At 41.6% G+C, this 26,711-nt stretch carries 16 protein-coding genes and 4 tRNA genes; 8 read left to right on the plus strand and 12 right to left on the minus strand.

Annotated elements, in window-relative coordinates; all coding sequences use genetic code 11:
• Window positions 1-238: 238 nt before the first annotated feature.
• From adiA to M9194_RS00775, 4 genes are all read left to right on the plus strand, one after another.
• Complete coding sequence (gene adiA / locus M9194_RS00760) at window positions 239-2,530, plus strand: arginine decarboxylase (protein WP_250610331.1); 2,292 nt, start codon at window positions 239-241, stop codon at window positions 2,528-2,530.
• Between the two features lie 85 nt (window positions 2,531-2,615).
• On the plus strand, window positions 2,616-4,034 hold the full coding sequence (locus M9194_RS00765; protein WP_250610333.1) for an amino acid permease: 1,419 nt from the start codon (window positions 2,616-2,618) through the stop codon (window positions 4,032-4,034).
• A 136-nt stretch (window positions 4,035-4,170) separates the two neighbouring features.
• Window positions 4,171-5,565 carry an APC family permease gene (locus tag M9194_RS00770; RefSeq protein ID WP_250610335.1) on the plus strand — a complete coding sequence of 465 codons (1,395 nt, stop codon included), beginning with the start codon at window positions 4,171-4,173 and terminating at the stop codon, window positions 5,563-5,565.
• Window positions 5,566-5,956: 391 nt separating this feature from the next.
• The gene (locus M9194_RS00775; protein ID WP_250610337.1) at window positions 5,957-7,366 is read left to right on the plus strand and encodes an APC family permease; all 1,410 of its coding nucleotides are present in this window, start codon (window positions 5,957-5,959) and stop codon (window positions 7,364-7,366) included.
• A gap of 128 nt (window positions 7,367-7,494) precedes the next feature.
• Here M9194_RS00775 and M9194_RS00780 read toward each other — a convergent pair whose 3' ends face one another.
• The 6 genes from M9194_RS00780 to M9194_RS00805 form a co-directional block, all read right to left on the minus strand.
• Complete coding sequence (locus M9194_RS00780; protein ID WP_250610339.1) at window positions 7,495-8,124, minus strand: response regulator; 630 nt, start codon at window positions 8,122-8,124, stop codon at window positions 7,495-7,497.
• Window positions 8,125-8,268: 144 nt separating this feature from the next.
• Window positions 8,269-10,998, minus strand: a complete 2,730-nt coding sequence (locus tag M9194_RS00785; RefSeq protein WP_250610341.1) for an ATP-binding protein — start codon at window positions 10,996-10,998, stop codon at window positions 8,269-8,271.
• A 748-nt stretch (window positions 10,999-11,746) separates the two neighbouring features.
• Window positions 11,747-13,126 carry an MFS transporter gene (locus M9194_RS00790; RefSeq protein WP_250610343.1) on the minus strand — a complete coding sequence of 460 codons (1,380 nt, stop codon included), beginning with the start codon at window positions 13,124-13,126 and terminating at the stop codon, window positions 11,747-11,749.
• A gap of 219 nt (window positions 13,127-13,345) precedes the next feature.
• Complete coding sequence (locus tag M9194_RS00795) at window positions 13,346-14,800, minus strand: peptide MFS transporter (protein ID WP_250610345.1); 1,455 nt, start codon at window positions 14,798-14,800, stop codon at window positions 13,346-13,348.
• Between the two features lie 456 nt (window positions 14,801-15,256).
• Entirely contained in the window at window positions 15,257-15,736 is a 480-nt protein-coding gene (locus M9194_RS00800; RefSeq protein WP_250610347.1) for a LabA-like NYN domain-containing protein, read from the minus strand.
• 107 nt (window positions 15,737-15,843) lie between these two features.
• On the minus strand, window positions 15,844-16,476 hold the full coding sequence (locus tag M9194_RS00805) for a TetR/AcrR family transcriptional regulator (RefSeq protein WP_250610349.1): 633 nt from the start codon (window positions 16,474-16,476) through the stop codon (window positions 15,844-15,846).
• Between the two features lie 814 nt (window positions 16,477-17,290).
• On the opposite strand from M9194_RS00805, the gene M9194_RS00810 reads away from it, so the two are divergent.
• Window positions 17,291-18,394 carry a cytochrome-c peroxidase gene (locus tag M9194_RS00810; RefSeq protein WP_250610351.1) on the plus strand — a complete coding sequence of 368 codons (1,104 nt, stop codon included), beginning with the start codon at window positions 17,291-17,293 and terminating at the stop codon, window positions 18,392-18,394.
• Window positions 18,378-21,134 carry a response regulator gene (locus tag M9194_RS00815; RefSeq protein WP_250610353.1) on the plus strand — a complete coding sequence of 919 codons (2,757 nt, stop codon included), beginning with the start codon at window positions 18,378-18,380 and terminating at the stop codon, window positions 21,132-21,134. The genes M9194_RS00810 and M9194_RS00815 overlap by 17 nt, the downstream gene beginning before the upstream one ends.
• A gap of 11 nt (window positions 21,135-21,145) precedes the next feature.
• Here M9194_RS00815 and M9194_RS00820 read toward each other — a convergent pair.
• The 6 genes from M9194_RS00820 to M9194_RS00845 all read right to left on the minus strand — a co-directional run bounded on the left by M9194_RS00820 (window position 21,146) and on the right by M9194_RS00845 (window position 24,895).
• Window positions 21,146-21,232: transfer RNA gene (locus tag M9194_RS00820), tRNA-Leu, on the minus strand.
• A gap of 75 nt (window positions 21,233-21,307) precedes the next feature.
• Window positions 21,308-21,381 (minus strand) — tRNA-Cys (locus M9194_RS00825).
• Window positions 21,382-21,404: 23 nt separating this feature from the next.
• Window positions 21,405-21,491, minus strand: a tRNA-Leu gene (locus M9194_RS00830).
• Between the two features lie 75 nt (window positions 21,492-21,566).
• A tRNA-Cys gene (locus tag M9194_RS00835) sits at window positions 21,567-21,640 on the minus strand.
• Between the two features lie 148 nt (window positions 21,641-21,788).
• Window positions 21,789-23,234: an ATPase RavA stimulator ViaA gene (viaA, locus tag M9194_RS00840; RefSeq protein WP_250610355.1), complete on the minus strand. Its 1,446-nt coding sequence runs from the start codon at window positions 23,232-23,234 to the stop codon at window positions 21,789-21,791.
• A gap of 8 nt (window positions 23,235-23,242) precedes the next feature.
• Window positions 23,243-24,895 (minus strand): ATPase RavA domain-containing protein, encoded by a 1,653-nt coding sequence (locus M9194_RS00845; RefSeq protein ID WP_250610356.1) that lies wholly within the window; start codon window positions 24,893-24,895, stop codon window positions 23,243-23,245.
• Between the two features lie 243 nt (window positions 24,896-25,138).
• On the opposite strand from M9194_RS00845, the gene M9194_RS00850 reads away from it, so the two are divergent.
• Window positions 25,139-25,654 (plus strand): NUDIX hydrolase, encoded by a 516-nt coding sequence (locus M9194_RS00850; RefSeq protein WP_250610357.1) that lies wholly within the window; start codon window positions 25,139-25,141, stop codon window positions 25,652-25,654.
• A gap of 10 nt (window positions 25,655-25,664) precedes the next feature.
• A complete protein-coding gene (gene ltaE / locus M9194_RS00855) occupies window positions 25,665-26,669 on the plus strand; it encodes a low-specificity L-threonine aldolase (protein WP_250610772.1) in 1,005 nt (334 codons plus the stop codon).
• Window positions 26,670-26,711 lie beyond the last annotated feature (42 nt).

Consider the following 26,711-nt stretch of genomic DNA (forward strand, 5'->3'; position numbering starts at 1 on the left):
TCGCTGCACAAAGAGCCGCCAGATGCATGTACCACCGCATCCAAGCTGTACATAACCTATCTGCTGGCTCTGTATTCTCAATGTTAAGTGCACCCAATATTGGTCCTCCAAAATAGTATTGGTCTAAACCTAAATATCTTAACTAACTGAATTATACGGATTACGACTCGATTCCTACGAATACTTTATTTGTCGTAATTGGCCCCGTGATCCTCGAAAAATATAAATGAGGCATAAAATGACTACTCACAGTAATAAACATTTAGCACTTGTTCTTCATGAATCCCAAGAAGAAGGTGTAGTAAAAAATTCGCTTAATCGATTAATTGAAGAACTCTGCACAGAAGGCGTTGAAGTAATGGTCGCCACGTCTTTCGACGACTGCTATTCCATTCTTAATGCAAATACAGCAGTGGACAGCTTACTGTTAACCTCTTCAATGAGCGGATCGCAAAAGGAAGAAAATCAACGCTTTTATACATTAATCAAAAAATTAAAACGTCGCCAAGAAAATGTGCCCGTTTTTCTACTGGCTGAACGTAAAAAAATTACGCTAAGTGTCAACAAAGAGCTTATGGAAAATATCGACGAGTTTGCTTGGCTACTCGAAGATACGTCTGACTTTATCGCTGGACGAATTGTTGCAGCAATGCATCGTTATAGAGATCATTTGCTACCTCCGTTGGTCAAAGCAATGATGAGTTATGACGATGTACACGAACATTCATGGGCCGCTCCTGGCCACCAAGGAGGCGTGGGCTTTACCAAAACACCAGCGGGTCGCCATTTCTACAACCATTATGGCGAAGGCCTGTTACGCAGCGACATGGGTATTGAGCGTGGTGCATTAGGTTCGTTACTCGATCACACAGGCGCATTCGGAGAGAGTGAAAAATATGCAGCGCGCGTCTTTGGCTCTGATTTTTCTTACTCTCTTGTCACCGGTACGTCAGGTGCAAACCGAACCATCATGCAGGCATCAATGAAAGAAGATGACTTGGTGATTTGTGACCGTAATTGCCACAAATCTATTGAGCAAGGTTTAATGCTCACCGGTGCTCGCCCTGTTTACATGGTTCCGACTCGAAACCGTTATGGCATTATTGGCCCTATCTATCCAGAACAAATGCAAAAAGCCACTCTACAAGCTGCAGCAGATGAAAGCACACTGACCAAGTCTTTTGCGGATCAACGCCCTGTGTACAGTGTATTAACCAACTGTACCTATGATGGCCTTTGTTATAACTCAAAACGAGCGGAAAAAATCCTCGAAGAAAGCTGTGACCGACTCCACTTCGACGAAGCATGGTACGGATATGCTCGCTTTAACCCAATCTACAACAATCACTATGCAATGCGTGGTGAACCTCAAGCAGATTACGAAGGGCCAACGGTATTCGCGACTCACTCTACTCACAAATTACTGAACGCGCTTTCTCAAGCTTCTTGGATGCACGTAAGAAATGGTAAGGGAGCCATTAGTCAAGAGCGGTTTAGCCAAGCCTATATGATGCACGCAACAACGTCGCCACTGTATGCGATTAGTGCTTCAAATGACATTGCAACATCTATGATGGATGGACAAAGCGGTTTGTCATTAACCAACGAGGTCATCCGAGAAGCCATCGATTTTCGCCAAGCCATGGGCCGTTTATACAAAGAGTGCGATTGGTTCTTTAAACCTTGGAACGCAGAAACAATTACTGATCCAGAAAGCGGCCAAGTCTACCCATTTGAAGAAGCCCCCGCTGAGCTATTAGCAACCAACCAAGACTTTTGGAAAATGCACCCAGAGGATACTTGGCACGGATTTAAAGACATGCCAGCAGACTGGTGTATGTTAGACCCAATCAAAGTAAGCCTTTTGTCTCCCGGTATGGGCGACGATGGCAACATCCTTGACTCGGGTGTTCCTGCATCGCTCGTAACAGCCTACTTGGGTCGATTTGGCATTGTTCCAACTCGTACCACGGACTTCCAAGTGATGTTCTTGTTCTCTATGGGTATCACTAAAGGAAAATGGGCCACACTGGTCAACACTCTACTTAAGTTTAAACAGCATTACGATGCCAACACACCACTGACCGAAGTGCTACCAAACTTAGTTGAATCACACCCAGAAGTCTATGCAGAGCTTGGTCTGAAAGATCTTGGTGACAAAATGTTTGCTTACCTTAAAGAAAGAGATCCTTCTAAACACTTAAACGAAGCGTACGAAATGCTTCCTGAGGCTGTCATCACACCGCGCAAAGCGTTCCAATCTATTGTCGACAATAACGTGGAATTGGTTCCCTCTACGGAACTCGTTGGCCGGGTCGCTGCGAATGCGGTTATCCCTTACCCACCTGGAATCCCAATGTTGATGTCTGGTGAAAGCTTTGGTGACGAAAATAGTCCTCACATCAAATACCTACAAAGCTTAGAAATTTGGGATAAAGAATTCCCTGGATTTGAGCACGAAACGGAAGGTGCTGAAGAAGAAAACGGTGTGTACCACGTGTTGTGTGTTAAAGCGCTTAACAACGACTAAAACAGGCCCCCGGAAGGATGCACCTATCTCGATACGTAAGTGCTCCTTCCCTAATTCATCGATTTTATACAGTTAAGGTTACATTATGACAGTCTCTAAAACAGCCAAACAAATCGGCGTGATAGGTGCAACAGGGGTCGTTGCTGGAAACATGATGGGAACAGGTATTGCACTCCTTCCATCGAGCTTAGCCAGCATTGGTTCTATCACTATCATTTCTTGGATCGTGACCACCATTGGCGCGTTAGCGCTGGCTTACGGTTTCTCTGTTCTAGGTAATAAAGATCCACAAGAAGGTGGCCCTGTCGCCTACTCTAGCGAATTATCGCCAGCATTAGGCTATCAATCTGGGCTTTTATATTTTCATGCAGGTTGGGTGGGCAACTTAGCCATGGCACTTGCAGGGGTAGACTACCTATCCGTTTTCTTCCCATCTTTAACTCAACCTTTATATGGTGGTATTGCCACCATCGTGGTTATCTGGCTTCTATCTTTTGTAAACCTTTTGGGTTCTGCTTGGATGAGCCGCCTTATTACAATTGCCATTGTCGGGATATTAACACCTGTCGTGTTAACGGGAACCATAGGTTGGTTCACCTTTGATCCTGCCACTTTCTCAGCTAACTGGCATGTACAAGCTCACGTGTCTTCAAGCTCAGCAGTGTTATCTGGCGTTATCCTATGCATTTGGGCGTTTCTCGGTGTAGAAAGTGCCTCAGTCAACGCTGGTTTGGTGAAAAATCCACGTCGTACGATACCAATGGCAACCATGCTCGGCACAGCTATTGCCGCATTGGTATATATCGCCTCATCTACCGCCATATCTGGCATGTTCCCAGCGTCAGAAGTCGCAGCTAGTGGCGCTCCATTCTCCTTAGCGTTATCTCATATTTTTGATAGCTTGGCCCCGGCTGGAATTTCTGTCGCAACCGAGCAAACCATCTCAGTGTGGATAGGCTATGTTGTGTCTGCATTAACGGCATTTGCATGTCTCATCTCCCTCGGAACTTGGATCATGATGATTGCCCAGGCCGCATCACGCTCCGCCAAAGATGGCGTGTTGCCTAAAGTCTTTAGCGAAGTAAATGAGAAAAACATTCCGGTGAAAGGCATTTTCATCCAAGCGACATTATCTACCGTACTTATGGCTGTAGTGAGCTTAATCGGGATTATTTCAAACAAAAATAGCCAAGATATGTTTGGTATGATCGCCTCTGTAACGGTTTTATTCTCCGTCTTCCCTTACTTCTACTCCATGATTCAGTGGATAAAAATTGAAAGGATGACCGCGAAGACAGTAAAACAGGCAATCTTCCCTATTGTTATGGCTGTCGTGGCCATCGCATGGTGCTTCACCGCCCTAACTGGTGCCAGTTTTGCCATCCTTGTCACTGCTATTTTGCTTATCAATGGAATGTTTATCCTCTATGCCGGTAAGGACAGAACACAGCTTGAGAAAAATATGGCTGAGTTAAGAAATCACGCCAGCACAGCATCTCATTAACGACATGCTAGCCCTGCCATTACACGGCAGGGCCAATATTCAGAACGATGGAGGAACGAATTTATACGTAAATAGTCACTCCCGCTTCAATTACTCTGTAGCTTGGATCCACGACAACAAAATGAGAAGGTAAATTATGGGGTCTTTATCATTACCCGTACTGATTGGGCTGATCGTTGTCTCAGTCGATAGTGTTAGAAACATCCCTTCGCTAGCAATATTTGGCAGTCAATTACCCATTTTCTTCGTGCTTGCCATATTGCTTTTTCTCCTACCCATTACTTTCGTTTCTGCTGAACTAAGCGCGTCTTTTGCAGGCGACAAAGATAATGGTGTCTATCATTGGGTTAAAGCGGCATTCGGTAACGATATGGGGATGTTTGCGATATGGAACCAATGGATAAATAGTTTAATCTGGTTTCCAGCCAACCTGCTTTTTATATCCAGCACTTTTTTCTCGATATTCTTCCCATCTATGTCAACTCACAAGCCCCTTATTGTTGGCACGATGATCACGATATTTTGGCTCATCACATTTCTCAATTTGAAAGGCGTAAAAGAGTCGGCCCGCGTTGCGTTTGTATGTATGTTCTTGGGTGTTATCCTACCCATTGCCACTTTGCTCATCTCTTCTCTGCTTTGGCTCTATCAGGGACTACCCTCTCATTTTTCTTTTGATGTAAGTTTTAATGTTGGCTCAGCATCTCATAGCCTTTCAGCGCTCACCGTAATTATTACCTCATTTCTTGGTGTTGAAATTTCTTCGGTGCATATTAACAAAGTCATTAATCCCAAACGAACGTTCACAATCGCCATTCTCATTGCCTCGCTTTTAATTGTTGCGATCATGTTCATCGGCTCTATCGCAATGGCGATGATGATTCCTGCTAGTCAATTGAACCTTTATGATGGTTTAGCGCAAACCTTTCACGTCATTTTTAATCGATTTGATATCGGCTATTTCTCGCCCATTTTACTCGGCATGGTAGTATTCGGCTCCTTAGGTGCACTAATCAGTTGGACCATTAGCCCTGCGATTGGTATGGCTCAAGCCGCTAGAAATGGTTATATGCCAGAGGCCTTAGCCCGAAACAACAAAAATGGTGCACCCAAAAATATACTCTTTATTCAAGCTAGTATCATCACTATCCTGTGCCTAAGCATGAGCTTATTTGAAGATTTGAATAACTTTTACTGGTACTTAATATCACTGAGTACCGCTATTTATCTTTTGATGTACATAGTGATGTTCCTTGCTGGTATCAAATTAAGACGACAACGTATTAGCACAGGAGCACTGATAAAAAACCATTTAACGTTCTATATAATTTCAGGTTCAGGGCTTATTGGTGTCATCGCGACATTTATTGTAGGTTTTTTACCATCGAAGCAAGTATTGTCTGGGACAAATATTTATCAGTACATTATGCAGTTCGGTGGAGGGATAGTAGTCATTTCTATGTGCTTCTTCTTGTTTATATGTTTCAAAAAACAAAGGCAATATAAGCGGCAAGAAAAAATCATGCTGTGAGCCTATCCTTAAGTTACTCACGCATATTTAGTCAAAATCTAATATTGCAAAAAAAGTCCGCAGCCGAAGAATATCATCAATCTTGTTTCGGCTGGTTCTTTTTAAATACTCATTTACCTTTTAAATATATTAATTACTTCAGATTCAATCTTTTCCAAAGTGTAAAAATTTAGTTTAAATAGTGTGATCAACTGTATATAAATTGAAGCACGTATATACTATGCTACAAAACGCACACTTTATCAGGGAATTAATATTCATAAAACTGGAATTTATATTCATTTATTCTTTCATTGTCCCTAAAATGCTGGTAAAGTGGCGTCCTGTAGAGTTTGGCGAGAAGGAGTTCACCGACTTATATTGACAACTGTTTAATATTTATAGGTAATTTATGGGCTCTCTTTCTCTCCCGGTTCTTATCGGCTTGATTGTTGTCTCAGTCGATAGCGTTAGGAATATTCCATCACTAGCCATTTTCGGTAACCACTTACCCATCTTCTTTCTTGCTGGCATTGTGTTATTTCTCTTGCCTGTTTCATTTATCTCAGCAGAACTAAGCGCAACATTCTCTAATGACAAAGATAACGGTATCTACCATTGGGTAAAACGTGCATATGGCAAAGACATGGGCATGTTTGCAATCTGGAACCTTTGGATAAATAGCCTTATTTGGTTCCCCGCTAATCTATTATTTATAGCCAGTACTTTTCTAACCATTTTCTTCCCAAATGTTGCTTCTCATCAGTCAGTGCTGATAACGCTAATGGTTGCCATATTTTGGTTTATTACCCTGTTGAATTTAAAAGGAATTAAAGAGTCTGCTCGCGTAGCCTATGCGTGTTTATTACTCGGTGTCATTTTGCCTATCCTTATACTGTTGGTATCCGCAGCGATCTGGCTTTTTAAAGGGCTACCCACTCACTTCACATTGAACCATGGCCTTGAGCTCGGTTCTGCGTCTCACAATATGTCTGCACTGATGGTCATCATCACCTCTTTCTTGGGTGTGGAAATTACCTCAGTTCATATTAATCGAGTTGCCAACCCAAAACGTACGTTTACCATTGCCATCTTAGTTGCAGCCATTTTGATTGTCGCACTGATGTTTATTGGTTCCATTGCCATGGCGATGATGATTCCTGCCGAGCACCTGAGCCTTTACAATGGCTTAGCGCAGACGTTCCGTGCCATCTTAGGTCAATTTGGATTGGGATATATGGGGCCAGCTATTCTTTGCATGGTAGTACTAGGCTCCGTTGGCGCGTTGATCAGTTGGACAATTAGCCCAGCGATTGGTATGGGTCAGGCAGCGCGAAACGGCTACATGCCTAAAGCGTTAGGTAAGTTCAACAAAAACGGTGTGCCCACTGCGATACTGCTTATTCAAGCGGTGATCATTACTGTATTTTGTCTTGCTATTACCCTGTTCAAAAACATGAATGACTTCTATTGGTATCTCATTTCGTTGAGTACTGCTATCTATTTGCTTATGTATATGGCGATGTTTTTCGCCGGCATGAAATTACGGAAACAAAGCACTCAAGCAGGAACTCTGCTAAAAAACAATGCGCTCTTCTATCTGATTTCCATCGCTGGCTTAGTCGGTGTTTTTGCCACCTTTATTATTAGCTTTATTCCTTCAAGCCAAGTGTTGCAACAAGAAACACTATCAAGCTATCTACTGCAATTTGGCTCTGGCGTTGTTGTTGTATCACTATGCTACTTTGGATTTGTATTCTATAGAAAACGTAATATCAAAAACCAAGGCGTTGAAGTTAGAGTGGTTGAAAACAACCTTTAATTAACGCTGATATACACCATTAAAGCCTCTTCTTAACTTGAAGAGGCTCTAATGGCTTAGAAATAGAAATAAAAAAACCGAGTATCAATATAACTCGGTTTCAAAAGATTCAGGTTTAGTATCTTTGGCTAATTAGAATCAAGCCCACGCTGGTGAGCGTAGCTCACTAAGTCCGCGACATTTCTTAGGTCTAGCTTGTCCATGATATTAGCGCGGTGATTTTCTACAGTTTTGAGAGTAATGCATAACTCTTCAGCGATCTCTCGGCTCTTATAACCAGTCGATATAAGCTGAACAATCTGACGTTCTCGTTTAGTGAGTAGAGCAGTATTCTCTCTGATCAACTCTTCCCGTCCGCCCTCTAACTCAGGCGTACAATAAAACTTACCGCCTAGCATCACTGTTTTTAATCCCGCCAGCAACGTCTGCTCATCACTATTTTTAGAAATAAAAGCAGATGCTCCCGCATCTATTGCTTCTTGTATAATGTGTTTGTTGCTAAGTGATGAAATAACGACGAAATTGATGGATTCCCACCTTCTTTTGATCTGGGTAATCACATCTATACCGTGCATCCCAGGGAGCATTAAATCTAATAAAATAAAATCTGGTGTTTCACGCAAGCAAAAATTGTATACAGCGCTCCCGTTATCTAACACACCAACGATATCAATAGCCGAATAGTTATCCAAAAGCTTACTTAGCGCGTCGGAGATTAATGGATGATCATCCACAATGAGAATTTTTGTTTTCGTCATTTGTATGGCACATATGAAAATGGATCTATATCCGAAGTATATCATGACAAAAAGAACTCGTTATAGGTATAAACCCCCACTCCCGAGTCAACACTATTTATTCTTTCACTAGCAAAATGCACGACAACGTCATTGTTCTTAAATTCAAGTATTTAAACGTACAACTTGGTCAATCAAATCAGTGGCAATAACACCCTGTTTTATCTGATTTTCTATTTGAACTGATATTGTATGTAAATCCTTCATTCCTGCGCTACCAGAAATACCTTTCAAAGCATGATTCGCCTTATCAAGCTCTTCTAAATCACCGCTTTTACGGGCCTCAATTAATTGGTGAATTACTGAGTCTATTTCCAACGTAACCTTATCTTTATTCAACATGGTACGTTGAACTTGGCTTCTTGGAGGTAAATCAATACCTCTTTCAATTTGATAGCTAATTATTCTCTCAACAATTTCAGATAGGTGAGTTAAGGACACGGGTTTAACCAGGTAGTCACACATACCGGCTTTAATGACCTCATCTCGTTGCCGTTTGTCAGCGTCAGCAGATACCGCTATTACCATACAGTCGGGATCAAGAATTTGGTTTATCGTATCTTTCCACTTTAAATACGTATCCCAGCCACTTATTCCCGGCATGCGCAAATCCAAGAAAACTGCATCATAAATACACTGTTGTCCCTGTGTTAATGCCTCTTCACCACTCGATGCCATATCACATGTATGTCCCAATTGATGTAATAAGGAACTTAGTAGAACTCGGTTTGTTTCGAAGTCATCGACCACAAGGAGTTTCAATGACCATGGTTGAATATCTGAGTCACCACATTGGAATGAAGGAGTACAGTTCAGCTGACCTGTAGATAAAAGACTCGCATACAACTTTCCTGGCTGAAGCTGGTTATTTTTCCCAACAGCACTAGACTCAGCCACTTCAAAGTTCACTTCCCACTCCCTTAATTGATGAGCAACTTCCTGGTGAACAACCACCTTATCCTTTTGAACTGACGAGATATTATTCTCTTGGATAGAGTTTGTTGGTATCACTGCAATAAATATGCTGCCAACACCAAGCTTACTTTCCACCGAAATAGAGCCCGACATAAGCTCAACCAGCTTCTTGGTTAAAGATAAACCTACACCCGTCCCTATGCTGTACTCATTTACCTTCTCATAACTCTCAAATATTCGTTCTCTGTCTGATTCTGCGATCCCTACACCTGTATCCTCCACAGAAAAGATAAGCTTTGAGTCCCTAAATGAGACTACTATGCGAATGTGTCCCTCATTGGTATATTTAACGGCGTTGCCAAGCAAATTTATAAATATTTGCCGAATACGCACTTCATCACCGGTAATAATCACAGGGACACTTTTTTCAACCAAGCAGCTGAGTTCGATCCCTTTTTTTCTAGCACTATTAACTATCGTGTTCACAGCTGAGTCGACAGCATCTAAGATATGGAAGTTTTCATTAGAAACTGACACCACACCCGACTCGATTCTTGATAAATCTAATAGGTTGTTCACGATATCCAACAATATTAACGATGACTCACTCGCGGTCGTGAGTGGGTAGTCATAACGACTTGCCAAACTTGAGCTCTGTAGTAGTTCAAGTGACATCATGACACCGTTAAGTGGGGTCCTTATTTCATGGCTAATATTCGCAATATGTTCGCTTTTTCGAGCATTCGCCTTTTCTGCTTGTTTTTTAGCGATATAGAGCTCATTCGTCCTCGATGCGACTTCTTCTTCTAGCTTTATACTTGATTTATCCAGCTCATTTAAAAGGTTGTTAAAGTGTCTGGCGAAACGCCCTAACTCATCACTACGATTGGTTGGCAGTCGCGTTTTAAACTTGTTGTCATTGGTGAAAGAGATCTGCCGGGTGAAAGAATCTAACGGTTCACTCAAGTCTCTTTTTATCTGGACATATATGTATATTAACAATATGACCGCGAGGCCAGACAAAAGAAATATAATATGTGATACAGAATTAAAAGCAGGTGCTATGATCTCTTCAACTGGATAAAGAATAATAACATAGAGTGGTGAACCTCTGATTTTCCTTTTTGCAACAAGATAGCTTTCTACACTATACCATTCATCCTTCGCCCTTATTTCTCCTTTTGTTTTAATTAATGATAGCTCCTTTGCATTCAACTTATCACTAGTATCGTCAAACTCTACCACCTGATGCCCTTTATAAAGATAAATAATATTAAACTTAATACCTCCTTTTTTACCCTCATCACTATTAGCTATATGGTTATCAGATTTATAACGATCATCACCACTAAGAAGTATGGATATTCCAACCATTATCCCATCCTTATTTTTGATATACATAGTAATGAGATTATTGTTATTGGTATCTTTACTTATGTCTCCCCAAGATAGGCCATAGCCGATTGAGTTATACGTCTTTATGATTTTATTCTTTCTGGTTATCGTTTTTTCTTGGCTTTCATCAGGGTCGCTAAACAAGTATAACTCGTTGTTTTCTTTGCTGTATACAAATGCATTATGATAATAGACGTTATGCGTGAGGCCAACTTCCGGTATAACGTAAATATCGGTCTTATTATTATCATCGACAAAGTGATTTAACATTACTTTCGAGTGCTTCGACAGTAACGTTTTCCAATGCTTTGACATCTGTTCTAAGCTTTCTTTTGCTGATATTATTTTCTTTTCTTCTTTGTTTCTTATTAACTTAGTCACTTCAGATAAGTTATTAATAGTATACGTTTTAAAATCAATATACGTATTTAGCATGATAAGAAAAGAGAAAACAAACAAAACAGAAAATGTAATAACAAGAGTTTTCTTTATGAGTTTTTTTGACAGTGAATTAGATATGGACATGGCCACCTTCAAGTACAAGAAAGGTTTACCACTTAATTATTAACATTGAAACTCAGAAGTCAATATCGAGTTATCACACCTTGATATGATAATAAATTGATACCAGGCTTTACCTAGATGCTTTATTTAGTGGTAAACACCTAGATAAAAAATAACCTGACATGTATATAATACGATTAAGGCTCTAGATAGACGATTGTTTATAAATTAAGACTATTTCAATAAGTATGAAAGCATGTGAGATAATTATTTACTCTAACCCAGATTGTGAATGGGCCTGGTTAAGCTGGGAGCTTATCTCATTGATAACACTTACTGAGAACATGCAAAATACCATTTCCTTAAAATGGAAACCTACCCTTTTAGAGAACTTAGAACAAGTTTTCCGTGAGCAAGAAAAGGTCGATACATATAACCCCCGCACGATTAGGCTCTATATATCCCAAGAAAACATATTTGTCCTTGATCAAGATGAGTATGATAGTTCTGGGGTATTGCTCACCAGATATTACAAAGAGTATTTTGCTTCAAGTTTGCCATCGGTAAGAGGTACCAGCAGAATAAAAATCATAAACACTATCAGTCAAAACTTACTGTTAGCAAGTTAACTGATTTTCAATCAATTCTAGTTAATATCTGTTCGAGCGTAGGCTGGCCTACGTTTAGCTCAGTTAAGAGTTGCAGCTGGTGATAATCCATTAAAAATTATCACCTCGCAACTTACACTTTGAATAAACTACAACTCTGCTTACTTACGCTTCAATAAAGAATATCCACCCAGCAACACTGAGGCACCAGCAAAGACTGCAAATACCGTAAATGAGAGTGTCATAACGTGCAGAAATGCGGCTTTGTGATATTTCAGCTCTCCGTCACCGATCATGATCGATGTGACAACCGTGGTAACTAGCATGCTCATCACCATACCGAGGCTTCTTGTTTTCGCAGCAATAGCGGAAGCGACACTGGTTTTGCTCTTGTCTACCGAGCTCATGATGATGGTCATATTTGGCGAGGAAAACAAAGCAAAGCCCACACCTTGAAATAACAATATAGCGATGATGTAAGTCAAGCTAGAAGTGTTGCTGATTTGCGTTGCCAGCAGCACGCTGATTAGAATACTCCCAGTCCCAACTGTGGCAAACACTCTTGGAGAATATTTATCGGACAAGCGGCCAGCAAAAGGAGCAAGGCAGGCCATCACGACAGAGCCAACAATAAGAATGCGCCCTGCTATCTCAGCGTCATAGCCACGCAAAATTTGCAAATATAAGCTGAATAAGAAAGTCGTACCAAATGCGCTTGAATATATAAGCATTTGTATTAATAGAGATTCTCTGAGTTTTACATTGTAAATAAGGGCACGAATATCAATCAGCGGATTGGCCGAATGACGTTCTAACTTTACAAATCCCGCTGCTACAACAATACCCGCGGCAATTAACCAATAGCCTACGTGACTTCTACTTAATAACGCTCCACCAAAGATTAGTAGCATTAAGCTAACGACGATCAAAACAGAACCTAGATAGTCAAAAATGGCTTTTTTCGAAGAGGTTTTCGACACAGCTTCACTGTGAATAGAGGTTGAGCTGAAAAACGTCGCAATAGCCAGTGGTATAAAGCTTATCCAGTAGACCCAATGCCAGCTAAGTGCTTGTGTGATAATGCCAGAAATAAAAGGACCACTTGCCAACCCTGCATATATCGCACCAATTGACATACCAAATGCCTTACCTCTATTTTGTGGAGGCACGACTTCGGTAATGATCGCCATACTGGTTGCTGCAAAGGCGGCTGAGGCTATACCTTGAAAAAACCGTACTACCAGCATCCAGGTAATACTTGGTACAAATCCAATCAGTAATGTACAAAGAGCAAAGAAACCTAATCCAAGTTTAAACAGGAGCTTTTTATCAAACATATCTCCAAGTTTTCCCATTGGAAGCAAAAACGCGGCGCTGCTACCTAAGTATATGGTTTCGATTAAACCTAGTGACACCGCATCTGCGTTAAAGTCATGGCCTATCGAGGGTAAGGTAACGCCAACACCAGAAAACATAAATGGGGCGGCAAATTGAGACAGAATAATGATATAGAGAAAGAGTGGGCTTTTATTATCGTTCATGCTAGACACCACAGAGAAAAGCATATTGTAACGTGTGGCAGGGTGATGTCGATGAGTTAGTTTAAGAAACTGATAAATTTCTGATATTTGATTGGAAAGCCCATCAAGTATACATACGAGATTCTCTGCACTACGTATTCCAAAGCAACCATTCAAAAGTAGCCATGCAAAGGCACAAAGGGAAGCTCAATGCTTCCCTTTGTGCATTAAACAATCAGTCTAAGGCAATGTTTTACGAGTAAAGATGTTAAGCACCACAGACAATATAAACCCGGCTAAAGCAATTAGGAATATCGTCTGGAAGACGTCATGATAACTGGCCGCAGCTTCAGTCAAACTCACTACTTGACCGTGCTCCGTTGCTACTGATGAAGCTGAAGCAATCCAGGCTGCAACGTAGTTCGCAATTGAACCACTGACTAACATGTAAATCCCTGCTAGCGTTCCGGTCGAGTTGGCCGGATTCAAGCGGGTAATGGCGGCTAAAGCAACAGGATCAATGAACAATTCCGCGACACCGATAAAACCAAGCCCAACGGTCACCCATAGCATAGAAGTGTGACCGGTTTGCATCGCCAATTTCGATGAGATATTGATAAGTAGAAAGCCCACTGTCAAGAACAAGAAGCCCGTGCCTAGTTTAGAGAGTGTTTTAGGCTTAACATTAAACCTTGCCAACAGTTTCCAGGCCCAAGCAACAATCACACCCCCAACGATAACGGCAAACGGGTTGATTGACTGATAAAAAGAAGCCGGAATCGCCCAGGAGAAAAGGTGCTTGTTAACCAACCTTTCGATAAACAGGTTAATAGAGCTTCCACCTTGTTGGTCAAATGCCCAAAACAAGGTACCAAATGCCATAAACAAGACAATTGCCCACATGTTTTTACGGCCTTCCGAATCACAGCGAGTGTAAATCTTTACCATCATACATAAGGCAGCCAACCCAACGATTGTTAGCACATAACCTGCCCATAAGTGAGCCAGCATAACAGCAAAGAAAGCAACACTGACGACCACACCCAATACCAAGATTAACGTGTTAGGTAGCCCAGCGGTCGATGACTTCATTGCAGCGGTATTGATACTTGCCACATCTTTAAAGGCTTTTTTACCCGATAAAAATACGACTAAACCAAGCAACATACCAATACCAGCAATACCAAAACCAGCATGCCAGCCATACACTTTGGCAAAATATCCCGTAGCGATAGGGGCGATAAATGCACCTATGTTGCTACCAACATAAGAAAGCGAAAAGCCAGAGTCTCGCATCGACTCGTGATTTTTATATAACTCTCCTAGAAGGCAGCTTGAGTTGGTTTTGAAAAAACCGTAGCCGACAATAATCAGCGCCAATGCACCGTACAAAGTCGTGTTATCCGTCGAAGGGATAGCAAGGACAGTATGACCCGCCACCATCAGTAAAGCACCAATGACAACAGACCAGTAGTTACCTAAATAGCGGTCAGCAATGATCCCACCTAAAATGGGCGTAACGTAAACCAGTGAGGTATATGCACCATAGAGTGCATAAGCATGCTGATCCGTAAACAATAATTTTTGAGTCAAATAGAGGATCAATAAGGCACGCATGCCGTAATAACTGAAAAACTCCCAGGTCTGTACACTGATGACGTGTAGGACACCTTTAGGATGTGAAGCATTGCTCATAAAGTAAAATTCCGTACTAACTTAAATTAATTAGGCAACAAAGTAATATGTGATTAAAAAATTTCGTTAGCGATAGGCTGACCAGAGGCTCACTTATCGCTATTTATTCCAAATCTCGGACATAAATAAGCAGCGATGGTTGCTGCACAATCTGAATGACATATCTACCCCAGCATTAAAGTGAATAAAAATTCAGAAAAGAAGAATACCGGATTTGCTGATAATTCCAAGGAATAATTTGAATTATTCACCTACTAATTTGCCGAATGATAAGATAAAAATACAAGGAACGGATTTTAAACGATACATATCAATAAATTAGAGCTGTAGCACACAAAATTCACTCTATATTTAGATCATTAGTGGATTCTAACTTTCTGATATTGATAAATAGCACAGGACAATGCATGAGTAATATTCATGCAAAACTGGAGAAGGCCTAGCAATGCTAGGCGCTTACTTATTCAAAAGGAAATCTTCGGTGATAGGGATGAATCGATCCGCGACATCGATCAAGTGCTGTGCTGTGAGGCCAGGTACGCCATAGACTTCGACTTCTTTGCTAAACTTCTCTTGAATTCTCTCAACAAGAATTTCGAAATCTCCATCACCGGAGACTAAAACGATGAGATCAACATCAGCTGCTAGTTCAAAAGCGTCTAGCGCAATACCAACATCCCAATCCCCTTTGCAACTTCCATCTCTTCTTTGAATAAAGGGTTTTAGCTTAACATCAAACCCTACGCCTCGAAGGATATGGTGAAATTGCCTTTGCTTAGGATCCTTACTAGAAATCGCATAAGCATTGGCCTGAATCACTTGGCGGTCTTGCGTCGCAACGTACCAAAATTGGTTATAGTCAAAACTGGAATGATATTTCTCTCGCGTTGTGTAGTACACATTTTGTACATCAACTAAAATCGCTACTTTTTTCATATGATTATCTTTGAACACGTTAAGATCAGCAATGTGTGTAGGATAATCGCAGAGACCTTATACATCAAACAAGTTTATCTTCTCAATCTACCCCAAGAGGTGAGTGTCTACGATAAAAATCCATGCTGCATTACTTTAATATTATGTTCAAACAGCTTATCTAAGAACTCTTCATTGAGGTCATAATTATGCATCGATAACACTGAAGCGGGAATGTTGAAAGGAAAAATCATCAGACTAATATAAGAAATTCGACAAAAACTTGGATCCATCCCCTCTTTCAACACCCCTTTATTAGATAGTTTAACTAACAAGGTTTCTCGGATTGCATGACTAAACTCGAGAAAAACCTGTTTGACTATTTGAAATTGAGCATTGGTTGCAGGTAGCTGCAGTGATTGAATCATTAAACGAGTAAAATAGGGAGATTTCTTCATTTCTCGGTAATATATTCTTAGCATTTCAATAAAGCTATCCTGATCACTTTCTTTTAACACCTGCTTAATTCCGACCCATATTGGCTCTAGAGTCTCTCTTATCATTGCCTCAAACAGGCCTTCTTTTGTCCCAAAATAATAATTGATTAAAGAGGGATTTAAACCGGCCATTTTTCCAATGAGCCTCACTGATGATTTTTCATAGCTATCTTGAGTGAATAACTCTCTTGCGCTATCTATGATTCTTTGCCGAGCTTTAAAGTCAACACTGGGCCGACCTACTTTTCTGATTTCCTGTTCCATAACCAAAATACCATTAGCAAACTACTACTTTATATGTAGTATCGTTTTATATTTAAATTTATTTTTGCCAACTTCAACTCATATATGCTCGGATCACCTAACGATGTTGAGCCTGAGTTTAACTACTCACTCGGAGTCGAACTAAATGTTTTACTTACATCCATTACCTTAACGGTATACGTTCTATTTGAATTGCCAATACCTGAAAGATATATATTTCCTTTTTTATCGGTAAGATAACTCTTTGTGCTTTTATTTACCAAAACGATCACTGGATACTCTTCTAACGGATGATCGTTGACTGAAAAAAACACTCTAGTTTCATTCTTCTTTGGGGATACTTCTATTTTTATCCGGTCATCTAGTGAATAAGTGCCAAGAAATATAGCAAAAATGGAAAATACAATAATTATGACTATCAGTAGTAGCTTATTAACTATTCTCATGGACATTTATTAATCAACAGATAATTCATAGTAGGATACGATCATATTGTTTAACGCAGAAGTTAACCACGATATTTTTCCATATAAAAACCATCGCACTAAAGAATAATTCAATGATAACTTTACATAGATGAATATATTCTGAATAAAACATTCAACTTCCGGTTACGCACATTGGCATGTATACCCAAGTTACTCAGGTCGAAAAATTAGATTTTAGATGAGGGTCACTTAACAAGCCTTCGCAGCTGTTGTTTTCATCAATAATTTTTTGAAAAGCCCAAATATGCACCTAGTATTATAGTTGCGTATGGCAATCGTTGGCTTGCCATCGAGCACATAATAATAACGAACAACTGGAACAATGTATGAGACACAAGGCTTGGCTAGTCGTAACCCTCACTTCTATCCTGATAATAGTTGGGGCTTTTATCATTGAAGTCGTAACACCCCCTCCTCAGCAAACAGCGGAGACGTCTTTTTTTAAGAATAGCAATGAGAACAGTGACACTTCTTCGCAATATACTGCCCCTTCAACTTCAGGTTATCCATCCGTAATAGCCCAAGATTCCTTTCGGCATGCAATTAGCCCAATACCTAAGACCCCGAATATCAACAAAAAATTGGCGAAAATCGGCTGGTTACTTTTCAGAGATCCAAACCTATCGTCTAATAGAAACATAAGCTGCGAAAGCTGCCACAGCCTTAATACTAATGGCGCAGAATACACTAATGTTTCCACTGGTGTCGGTGGTAAAGGAAGCCGTAATTCACTCACCGTATTTAACACTGCCTACAACTATCGCTTTTTTTGGGACGGACGCGCTAACAGTTTATTTGATCAACTTGATGGGCCAGTGCACGATATACGGGAAATGGATTCAAACTGGGCATTTATAGCAAACTATGTCACTCGCTCTCAGCTTTACTCAAAGTTATTCGAACAAGCAAACCTAGACATCAATGAACAAAATATAAAAGCGACGTTAGTCGAGTTCATGAAAGGATTGACCACTCCAAGTTCCCCATTTGATCAATATCTTCTCGGTAACAAATCTGCGCTCAATGAACAACAGATTCGAGGATGGGAGAGTTTTCAGAAAGAGGGCTGTGTCAATTGCCACCGAGGAGTCAATATTGGTGGTGGCATGGTCATGCGCTTTGGTTACTTTGGTGAAGATAAAATAGGAAAGCAGAGAAGCTCCGATACAGGAAAACACCGTACCACCAATAGACAAAAGGATATGTATTTATTTAGGGTTGCGAGTTTGAGAAATGTCGCCAACACCCCACCGTATTTTCATGATGGTAGAACTGAATCATTGCGAGAAGCGATTCAAATCATGGCAGAAAGCCAACTTGGTAAAACCTTTGATAAAAGCACTACCGAGGACTTATACGCTTTTCTTACCACCTTGACTGGACAGCGACCTGCTATTTTAGAGGAGTTTTCAAATGACGCGAACCACTAAGGCACTCTTTGCTGCGACTATTATTGTAAACTCCATACTCATCAGTGCATCCGTACTGCTTTACATGGAGTACACCCAACTGTCTAACTACCGCTCCGTCGTCGTAAATCTTGGCCATAAGATTATTGAGCTTAGAGATCAGGTGACTCAGCAAGCGTTGACCCCTACCTCAGATCCTTACCAAATTGCATCAAGTACAGTCAAGCTTGAGAAGCAAGTTGAAAACATGATGGAAAGCCACCAAACTTCCAGTTTAAGCACATTTGGTTTACATGACCAAGAAGCGTCCACCGCTTTGAAAAGTTTCGGCAATTCGTCATTAAAAATTGTCGATGCCATTGACCATGTAATTGGCTTACTTGTTGTAAAAGAATCAGTGTTGTCGTCTTTGGTGAAAAATATCAATGGTTTAGATTCGTCCAATACGTCTAGTACGCTAGCACAGCGCCAAGTTATATTAAGAACGATTACCTCTGAAAGCCTTAATGCAAACACTCATCCCGATCTTGCCCCACTACTAAGAACGTTTCGCGAAATTGAGTCGCAGAAACAGCGGCTTTTTGGCTACTTACTCGCTCCAAAAGTCACGGATTACGTGAACCGAACTGAGGAAACATTAGCTCAACTTTCTGCAAATGTGAGAAGTACGCTAACACAACTATTTGCAACGATTGGCCTGTTGATTGCAGGTTTTATCGCGTCGCTGTATATCGTCCGCATGAAAGAATTGCGCAAACACAATACTGCCTATCAAAAAGCAATGGACCGGGCTGAAAAAGCGAATCAAGCCAAGTCCATATTCTTAGCAACGATGAGTCATGAGTTACGAACACCAATGAATGGCGTCCTAGGAATGGCGCAGATCATGAAAGATGACTCAAACAATCCCAAAACTCGCGAAAATGTTCAGGTGATCATTGATTCTGGCCAACACCTTGTTTCCTTGCTAAACGACATATTGGATTTCTCTAAGATTGAACAAGGAAAAATGGATCTGGAGAAGGCCCCATTCTCTATTGATGATGTGTTAGAGCAGTCGAATCAAGTACTGAAACCGCTAGCAGAGAAGAAAGGCATTGAATTCATAGTGTGCAATCTCATTCCTCATGACCTCCGATTTGTTGGCGATGCATCTCGTATGCGGCAAATACTGTTTAATATTGCGGGAAATGCCATTAAGTTCACCAATAAAGGATCGGTGGAAGTACGTCTGATTCTTTGTAAAACACCTCAAACCCACGTTGAGTTAACCATTGCAGATACAGGGATCGGTATTGCTGAAGACAAACTCAAACATATATTTACACCTTTTGAACAAGCAGAATTGTCCACTACAAGAAAATTTGGTGGTACTGGTTTAGGGCTAGCCATCGTCAAACAAATCACGGATTTGATGGGTGGCACAGTCAGTGTCACTAGCGAGCTCAATGCAGGCACAACATTTACCTTGTCACTACCGCTGGAAGTGGAAAACCTGAGCAAGGGCTCGGAAGTACCTCGTGTTGAAAACCAACAAAACGAATCACATCATCAAGCTTTGGAAGTATTGTTGGTGGAAGATAACCAGGTGAATGCAATTGTGGCGCAAAAGTTTTTGCACCCATTGGGGCATAGTGTTGACTGGGTGAGCAATGGTGTGGCAGCGCTGAATGTGCTTGAAAAGAAACAGTTTGATCTCATTATTATGGATAACCATATGCCAAATTTAAGTGGTGTGGAGACAATCAAATCTATCCGCCACGAATTGCAACTCGATACCGTTATTTTTGCTTGCACCGCAGACGTGTTCGCCGAAGCTCACGATAAGCTTATTGATGCTGGCGCGAATTTTGTACTTACTAAGCCACTGCATAAAAATAACCTAGAAAGAGCAATCAAACAATTTGAGCCTGAATTTATAGAAAGCCAAGCGAAGCGCTCACCAGAGTCTAATGTTGTCACGTTAAAGCGTTATCCAATTGAAAACCTAACCTTAACTGAAGAGGAAATTTCAAAGAGCCCTCTCCTAGCCGACATGGGCTTCTCAATAGAAGAAAAAGTGAAGTTGCTTACCTCGTTAAGTGCAGAGCTTGAAAGCAAATCCGTGCGTTTAATCGAAGCTTATGCGGACGCCAATCCAGATGATGTACATAAGCTTGTACATGCGATTAATGGTATGGCGGTCCAATTTAATCTTCGGGAGATGGCAGCATTGTCTAAAGGGGCAGAAGATATCGCCAAGGATCACCTGATACCAGATCCAGAGTCGATGCAGAAACTCATCAACCTTATGAATGTGAACTGCCATCAGACCCACCGTATGCTCAAAGCATTGCAAACTCAGCAACACAGGGCTCCAAAAACGCCAGCCGCCAACAAACGCATATTAGTCGCTGATGACAATAATGTTAATGTCATTGTTCTCACGAAATTATTGGAGTCGATGGGTTTTGAACATTTTGATATCGCAAAAAATGGTGAGGAAGCGGTCAACCTTGTCAAACAGCACACCTACTACGCCATACTCATGGACAACCACATGCCCGTCATGACGGGTGTCGAAGCGACTAAGATTATTAAAAGCCACATTGCACCAACCGCGAATATCATTGCTTGTACTGCAGATGCAACCATTCAAGCGAATCAGGAATTTTTAGAATGTGGGGCTACAGACGTCATTCTCAAACCCATTAATAAAGAAAAACTGCTTGGTGCGTTAGCGAAGATAAACCAAGAAGAGAATGCAATCGGGGGAAATTAGTTGAGAAGAGATGGTGCCCCGGGCCGGACTTGAACCGGCACAGCGCGAACGCCGAGGGATTTTAAATCCCTTGTGTCTACCAATTCCACCACCAGGGCACGCAAAATTCTTTGCGATGCTGTGAACAATTAAGTCAGACACCATCTGATATCGTTAGTCGATATCTCAAATTGTGGAGGCGCGTCCCGGAGTCGAACCGAGGTCCACGGATTTGCAATCCGCTGCATAGCCACTCTGCCAACGCGCCAAGCTATATGCTTTTATGTAAGATGGTGCCCCGGGCCGGACTTGAACCGGCACAGCGCGAACGCCGAGGGATTTTAAATCCCTTGTGTCTACCAATTCCACCACCAGGGCACGCAAAATTCTTTGCGATGCTGTGAACAGTTAAGTCAGACACCATCTGATATCGTTAGCCGATATCTCAAATTATGGAGGCGCGTCCCGGAGTCGAACCGAGGTCCACGGATTTGCAATCCGCTGCATAGCCACTCTGCCAACGCGCCTTTGCTTTCAACACGTTAGCTAGCCAGCCCCCGTGTGCGGTGCATACTTTAATGATTCGCGGCCAGGTGTCAAATAAAAATATGAAATTTGCTTTCGTTTGCTGACAATTAAAGCAATATGATCGTTCTATAGTCGAATTTAACTATCTCACCACGTTTTGACTAGCCTTCCAACAAGCGTCGGATGATAGGACCAGCAGTGGTCAAACATAGAAATAAGCTCCGGATTACCATACTTAGACAAGCAAACGGCATGAAAGCGATTGCTCTTTCTCTTTAGCAGCTCGACTTGTTGCACGATTTCTTTGGGTTGTTTTGGCGCGATGAAGTCAGAAACCACGACTAAGTCAGCGTTTTTATATCGTGAAGAGTACATAAGCTCCACAGATTTAATCATCACCGGCTCTAAGTCTGTACCACCATGAAAGCTATAGGTTAAAAAGTCTCCAGCTTCTCTCAAACCATCTTGCTTGGTTAATTCATAGGTGATGAGTTCAGTTGAAAACAGCACGACGTAGCAATCCCTATCGTCTGCTAACGCAATTTGCATGAGTGCGTAGGCAATGGCTTTAGCACATTGCTCAGGAAACCCACTCATCGATCCCGATGCGTCAACACAAACAATAAATGGCCCTTTATCGATTTCCACTTTTTGATGACTCGGTTTGCTTGATTTCACTTTGCGTAACGTCCGAGATTTCCCTTCCATTCGGTAGTTCATCAAGCGCTTGTCTGCCAAATGCTTATAAAAAATGACTTCCAACTCTGGATAAGCCAAAAACATGGTTTCGTTCGGGAGCAAGCGATTCAGATCATCGCTCGGATGAATCCCAACAATATCATCTGTCGCTTCATCAGATTTCTCCTCAACCATTTTAAGCTCTTCGATGGGGGTGAGGTTTAAATCTGGATCCTCGACTTGACTTGCCATGCGGCCTAGCTTTTCAGCGATCTCTTGCAAAGCTTGATGTTTCTTCAAAAACTCGGCGTGACGTTTCATCACTTTAATATCGGTTTTACTCAATTTGGCAGATGCCATATCCCACAAGCGACCAATGCTTTTTTCATCTCCCGACTCGGAAACCTTATCCATGCTCTTCATGGTTTCCATGCGTTGATATAAATCTTTGAGCACTTTTTCCTTGCTGGCTTCTAATTCGGTGACTTGAGCCTTTCTGACGGCCTCAGACAGGGTTTGATACCACTGATCACAAAAATAATGCGGGAACATAGGGTTATTCACCCCTTTGTTTTTTTCTAGCAGCCGCCTCGCTTGCATGTAAAATGCCGAGTGCCACTCCAACTTCTGCACAACTTCATGAATGCTTTCGAAGAACTTCGCTTCATCCCAGTGGATGACCTCTTGATAAAGCGCCAGCTCTTTTTGAAAGCGCTCAGTTTCACATACCTTGGTGACACGCGATTTCACTCCGATTCGCCATCGTCTTAAATGTGTCTTAACTGAAGAACGAACTCCCCGATTTTCACTCATCATCATCACTTGGGAGCGGCCCATTAAATCATGCACCGCTGCATCAATGATTCCCGAGTCTGCGATTGAAATAATTAAGTTTAATCCATCAACGCCTAGCATTTCGTCACCTAAGAAAAGTAGTTATCAAGGTTCTTAATGCGGAAGATGGTTTTATCTGATGTCCCTTTAATTGATTCCAATTGTTGCTGAAGCCCTTGCAGACTTGCTTCCATCAAGGTGAGATAACTCGGTTCAATAAAACTATGGGGCAACGCGCCATGAAATTTAAGCCGCGCATCTCGTAGCTGTTCTTCTGCAACATTGAGCTGAGTCATTGCCATTTCTGCTTTTGTTAGCCATTCGCCATGTAAGGTTTTATCCAACCCTTCGTTCGTCACAATCCCTACAAGAATCGAACGATTGGCAATATCTTTGATAACCAAGCGATCCTCAGAATCTCTGTCAAACTTTAAACGAGTTAGGTTAGCATTGTGGTTAACGTAACCATAAGCCTCACCCTGCCCCTCTTTAATGACTTTGTCTAAATCAGATTTCGCCACATAAACCCAGCGGCTATCTCCTTTCTCTTTTTCAGAGACCGACATGTTGCTTTGCAGTACAACTAGCTTAATGAGATTCGATGCATTACCTACCTTGTAGAATTTTGCGTCCGCTAAGTTAAAGGAGTAAATCTGTTTCTTTCTGATCCCTGAGATAGATTCCATAGTCAGCAACATGCCATACTGTTCTTCAAGTTGACACTGAACGTCATCTAGCTCTTCCCCACTTTGCGAAAGGCTAATTTCTACCGCTTGCTGATTGAATGCGTGTTTTAGCGCGAACTCACGAATAACATTTCTCACTACATCACGAGAATCAGGACTGTTCCAAAGGCAATCTTCTAGCAGCAACAAGTCGAGTGGATTGATGCTGTCTCGACCATTAAAATACGCACTTGCTTTAAGTAATTTCGTCGCTTTCTTCCAACGTCTATCCGATACATAAAGCTCGTCATTGGAAAACTGCTCATCTGATTTTTCTTCGAGTAATGATTTGAGTTGGTAAAGCTTTTCAAAAATATCATCACTAAGTGGGAGCTCTTCTAGCTCTTTTTGCCACTTATGATATTCCGCATCAGTTATGGCCAACCCTTGTGGTATATCCGCCTCTTGCGGCGTACCGACCGTAAGCATTGATTTAAAATTCTGTTTGTTTTGGATACGATTAACAAAAACACGTACTAACATTCGATCATACAGTGCCTCTAAACCGCTATCTTCATCGGGCAGTTCATTCGATGCAGAGACCAATAGCCGCATCGGAACTTTCTCCACATCACTCCCATTTTTAAACGTTTTTTCGTTTACCACGGTTAGCAATGTATTCAAAATGGCTGGCCCCGCCTTCCAGATTTCATCGAGAAAAACCACTTGAGCTGTCGGCAAATACCCTTCCGTCAAACGTAGATAACGACCATTGTCTTTTAACTCCTGAATACTAAGGGGGCCAAACACCTCTTCAGGGGTTGAAAATCTCGTCATCAGATATTCAAAATAGCTTGAATTATCAAAAGCTTGAATCAAGCGCTTGGCGATTAAACTTTTGGCGATTCCCGGAGGACCAAGAAGAAATACACTTTCACCAGAAAGTGCAGCAAGTAAACACAATTTAATCGTATTTTCTCTTTCATACACACCATCGGACAGAGCGACGGATAATTTGTTGATCCTTTCAGAGAGCAAAGCTTGCTGAGAATGGGAAGCTTTGGAAGGGTTGATCATCTCTGCTCTCCTTGAAATAGAAAACCTTGTGTTCTTGTTTTCAACATATACATTTGTTACCACATTGTTACAAGTATAACAGCTAGGCCAACACGCGTTACCGTATGCATGCCAGTCCATCCATGAATAAGGGCCCGTTTACGATTGGTAAAGGTAAACAGGCCCCCGTGGTTATTTTACAGCTTTCAATCAAAAGTCATAGCCGTTAAGGTAGCTCAACAACACAAATAACAAAGAATCGCCATGAACAAACTAATCCATACATGGAAGCGCATCTCTCTAGTTGAAAATCAAATTATTCTCCCCAATAACAAAACTATCGAGCACACAACAATTGTCCACCCAGGAGCCGCCGTTATTCTTCCCATTACAAATTCAGGTGATATCGTTTTGGTGCGTCAATTTCGCCCTTCGCTACGCAAATGGTTGTTAGAACTGCCTGCTGGAACATTGGAAGAAAACGAAACAACCACAGAATGTGCAATGCGAGAGCTCAAAGAAGAAACGGGCTTCACAGCATCAAATCTAGTGGCGATTGGCCAAGTGACACCCATGGCTGGCTTTTGTGATGAAATTCAACACTTGTTTGTGGCAACAGAGTTAACCCACTCTTCAGAATTAAACTGCGACGACGATGAAGTTATCGAGGTCGTGACAATGTCACTTGATGAAATTGAACAATGTGTCATTGAAGATAAAATTACGGACGCAAAAACCATAGCGTGTATCAGCAAAGCCAAGCTATTAGGCTACCTATGAGGAGAATATGATGGACTTTAGATCAGACACCGTTACCCAACCTACCCAAGCCATGAGAAATGCCATAGCAAATGCAACCGTTGGGGATGATGTCTATGGAGACGATCCTACCGTTAATGAACTAGAGCAATGGGCAGCACAAAGGCATGGTTTTGAAGCTGCACTCTTTACAACCTCAGGTACCCAAGCCAACTTGCTCGGCCTTATGTCTCACTGTGAACGTGGCGATGAATACCTTTGTGGTCAACAAGCGCACAATTATTTGTACGAGGCGGGCGGCGCGGCCGTATTGGGCTCCATTCAACCGCAACCGATTGAAAATAACCCAGATGGGACCTTAGATATCGAAAAGTTGAAAGCGGCGGTTAAACCTGACGACAGCCATTTTGCTCGCACAAAACTACTGAGTTTAGAAAATACGATAAATGGTAAAGTTCTACCGCTGTCATACTTGCAGCGCGCTCGCGAGTTTGTCAACGAATATGGGCTATCCATGCACCTTGACGGCGCTAGAGTTTATAACGCAGCGGTTGCACTTGATGTAGACGTTACCGAGATTGCTAAATATTTTGACTCCATGACTATCTGCCTTTCAAAAGGGTTAGGTGCTCCTATTGGTTCACTACTCCTTGGCTCAAAAGAGTTGATTAGTAAAGCGAGAAGGCTGCGTAAAATGGTTGGTGGTGGCATGCGCCAAGCTGGCTTACTCGCCGCAGCAGGTAAAATCGCGTTAACCGAACATGTTCAACAATTAAGTGTCGATCACCAAAATGCAAAACTGTTAGCTCAAGGTTTGGCTACCCTGCCCGGCTTCAATATTAAAGCTGATCTTGTTCAGACGAACATCGTGTTTGCGAAATTAGACGACAGCGTCAACATTAAAGCCATCGCCGACAATCTAGCGGGAGATGGGATCACCATCACGCCAAGTAACCCACTACGCCTGGTTACACACCGAGATATTAGCAAACAAGATGTTGAGCAATTGATTCAAAAGCTTAATCAATATCTATAGTCAAAAAAGCACCCCTTGTCAGCGATTTTCCCACATCGGCTA

Source organism: Vibrio sinus (genome assembly GCF_023634645.1).
GTDB lineage: Bacteria > Pseudomonadota > Gammaproteobacteria > Enterobacterales > Vibrionaceae > Vibrio > Vibrio sinus.